Annotated in this window: 3 protein-coding genes; all 3 read left to right on the top strand. The window is 63.5% G+C overall.

Translation table 11 applies throughout. From position 1 onward, the window contains the following. Positions 1-1,629: FAD-dependent oxidoreductase (locus tag VL130_RS15830; RefSeq protein WP_325364270.1), on the top strand; the 1,629-nt coding region annotated here is incomplete at its 5' end. Between the two features lie 171 nt (positions 1,630-1,800). Then, entirely contained in the window at positions 1,801-2,418 is a 618-nt protein-coding gene (locus VL130_RS15825) for a sugar O-acetyltransferase (protein WP_325364268.1), read from the top strand. Between the two features lie 84 nt (positions 2,419-2,502). Then, positions 2,503-2,930, top strand: a 428-nt coding sequence (locus VL130_RS15820; protein WP_325364266.1) for a hypothetical protein, incomplete at its 3' end; no start/stop codon positions are given.

Here is a 2,930-nt window from a genome sequence, read left to right as displayed (position 1 = left end):
ATGGAATCGATCGGCGACGATTTGCGCGTCATGCAGCGTACCCCGCTGGCGCCCGCGCACGTTGCCGCGTTGCGTGAGGCGGGTACGCAGGCGGTCTACGCGGCCGGCAGCTACCTCGCGCGCCCGGGACAACTGGCCGATCGCTTCATCTATGTCGTTGATGGCGAAATCGAGCTCGTCAACGCCTACACCGATGAGCGTCATGTGCCATCAACGCTGGGGCCGACCCAGTTCATGGGGGAGATTTCGTTCCTCAACGGCGGCAGCTTCTCCATGCCGATGCGCGCCGTGTGCGATACGTCCGTGATCGAGGTGCCACGTGCCACGATGCTGACGTTGATGTCACAGATCCCCGAGATGTCGGACATCATCATCCGCGTTTTCTCCGCGCGCCGTCGCGGTCAGATCGAGCAACGCCACAGTACGCTGGTGCTGATCGGCGAGGAGCTCGACCGCGATGTCCGTTGCATCGCCGAATTCGCCACCCGCAACCGTATTCCCTACAGCTCGTTTGAGCTTGGCAGCGCCGAGGCGAACGCCGTGGCCGCCACGTGTTCGCTGGCGCCGGATCGTCCCGCCGTCATTTTTGGGCGGGATGCGATTGTCATCGATCCAACGCCGGACAAGGTCGCGCGTCTGCTCGGGCTCAACCTGGATCTGGTCGATGACGAGGATTTCGATGTGTTGATCGTCGGCGGTGGGCCGGCGGGCGTGGCGGCCGGCGTCTATGCCGGTGCGGAGGGACTCTGTGCGTTGGTGACGGAAGACATCGCCATCGGCGGCCAGGCGGGTACGTCGAGCCGGATCGAAAACTACATGGGTTTCCCCACCGGCATTTCCGGTGCCGACCTGGTGTGGCGGGGCGAAATCCAGGCGATGAAGTTCGGCACGCGTTTCGCCATGCCGCGTCGTGTCGCGCAACTGGAGGTGCTGGATGACGGCAGCTTTTGCGCCACCTTCGACAACGGCAGGCGGATTCGCGCCCGGGCTGTCGTGGTGGCGACCGGCGTGCAATATCGCCGCCTGCCGATCGAGCGGCTGGCCGAGTTCGAGGGCGCGGGCGTTTATTACGCGGCGACCGACATCGAGGCGCGCTACAGCAAGGGCACGGAGGCGATCATCATCGGCGGCGGCAATTCGGCCGGCCAGGCGGCGATGTTTCTCAGCCGCACCGCGAGCCGGGTTCGCTTGCTGGTGCGCGGTCGATCATTGGCGGCATCGATGTCGAGCTACCTGTCGAGCCGGCTCGAAGCGGAGCCGACGATCACGATCGAATACGGTGCCGAAGTCAGCGCGCTGCACGGCAGCGATCATCTGGATGCCGTGACGATCCGCAACACCGCGCACGGGCGCGAAGAAACGGTACCGACCCGGGCGCTCTTCATCATGGTCGGCGCCGCCCCCAATACCGAGTGGCTGGCGGACCTGGTCAAGCTGGACGACAAAGGCTTCGTGCTCACCGGTGAGGCTGCCGGCGCCGACTCGCCCTACGCCGCCTCGCTGCCTGGCATCTTTACGGTGGGCGACGTGCGCAGCGGATCGGTAAAGCGCGTGGCTTCGGCCGTCGGCGAGGGTTCGGTGGTGATCTCGAAGGTCTGGGAATTCGTCGATCGTGGGCGCCGGGCTTGATTCGCTTTCGAGAAAAGAGGCCGGGTCGAGTGCCGTCCGTGACCACGGAGCTTGGCCTGTTTTCGAGGCTTGTTTTCTACGGCTTCGGGGCGGGTAAATGAGTTCGATATCATTGCTTCCCAACGTGTCGCGGTTTGGATTGAGTGTTGAAGACAGGCAGGAGGGGTCACCGTGACGCACCAGGCGCAGTTCATTGACGACAGGATGGCCGCGCTACTCGAGACGGATGAGGATCTGCGGCGCATGGTGGCGGGCGACTGGATGCGTTATCGCGCATCGCCCGCCCTGCAGGCGCTGACGCGCGAGGCGAACGCGACGTGCGCGACGATCAATCGCATCTACTACGACGATGCGGAGGAGGCGATGCGTCTTTTCCACGGGCTCGTTCCCGGCGCTGGCGCGGGCATCGACTTCCGTCCGCCGATCCGGATCGACTACGGCGCGCGCCTGGTCATCGGCGACCGCACGTTTATCAATGCCGATTTCATGGTCATCGGCGGCGGTGCGGTAACCATCGGAGCGGACTGCCTGATCGGGCCGCGCTGCGGTATCTACACCCCCAACCACGCCGAAGATATCGCGCGCCGTCTCGATGGCTGGGAGCTCCCCAAGCCGGTCACCATCGGCAACAACGTGTGGATAGGCGGTTCGGTCACGATCACGCCCGGGGTCACGATTGGCGACCACAGCATCATCGGCGCGGGCTCCGTGGTCACGCGCGACCTTCCGGCTGGCGTCGTCGCTGCCGGGAATCCATGCCGCGTCATTCGGCCGCTCGCTGAAGGTTGAACCCGATCAGGGAAGCGGAAGGGGCGCCGCCTGGTTAGCCGCCGCTTCTGCAAATGGCTTTGTCTTCGTACTGGGATGTCAAAGATGAAACTGGCGCGCTCCGACTCTCCGTGGAAATGGACATACGCGGTCATGGCCACGTACGCAGCGCTCTCATTTCTGCTGGCCTTTTTCCCGCTCAACCATTTCCCCACGATCGTCGATTTCGGTTCGGTGCCCCTCATCAGAAAACTGATGGCATGTTCTGCCTATCCCGCACGAACCCAGTTCTACTGGCATTGGATGATCCTGGGGGCCCCGCTCATGCTTGCCCTGTTTGGGTTGGCGACTCCCATCAGATTGAAGCGCGGGACGACCAGAGAGGGCGCGATCCTGGCGTGCCTGGCCGTGCTCATCCTTTTCGGATTGGTACTGTTCCCATTGCTCGTCTGGGGCATCTTTTGGGACGGTTCTGACTGGACAAATTCCAAATTGGATCGAGCCCTTCGACACTCATGTACGTCCCGATACAG

The organism is Asticcacaulis sp., assembly GCF_035497195.1.
GTDB lineage: Bacteria > Pseudomonadota > Alphaproteobacteria > Caulobacterales > Caulobacteraceae > Asticcacaulis.
Note: the sequence above shows the minus strand (reverse complement) of the source record. Positions and strands in the feature narration are given on the sequence as shown.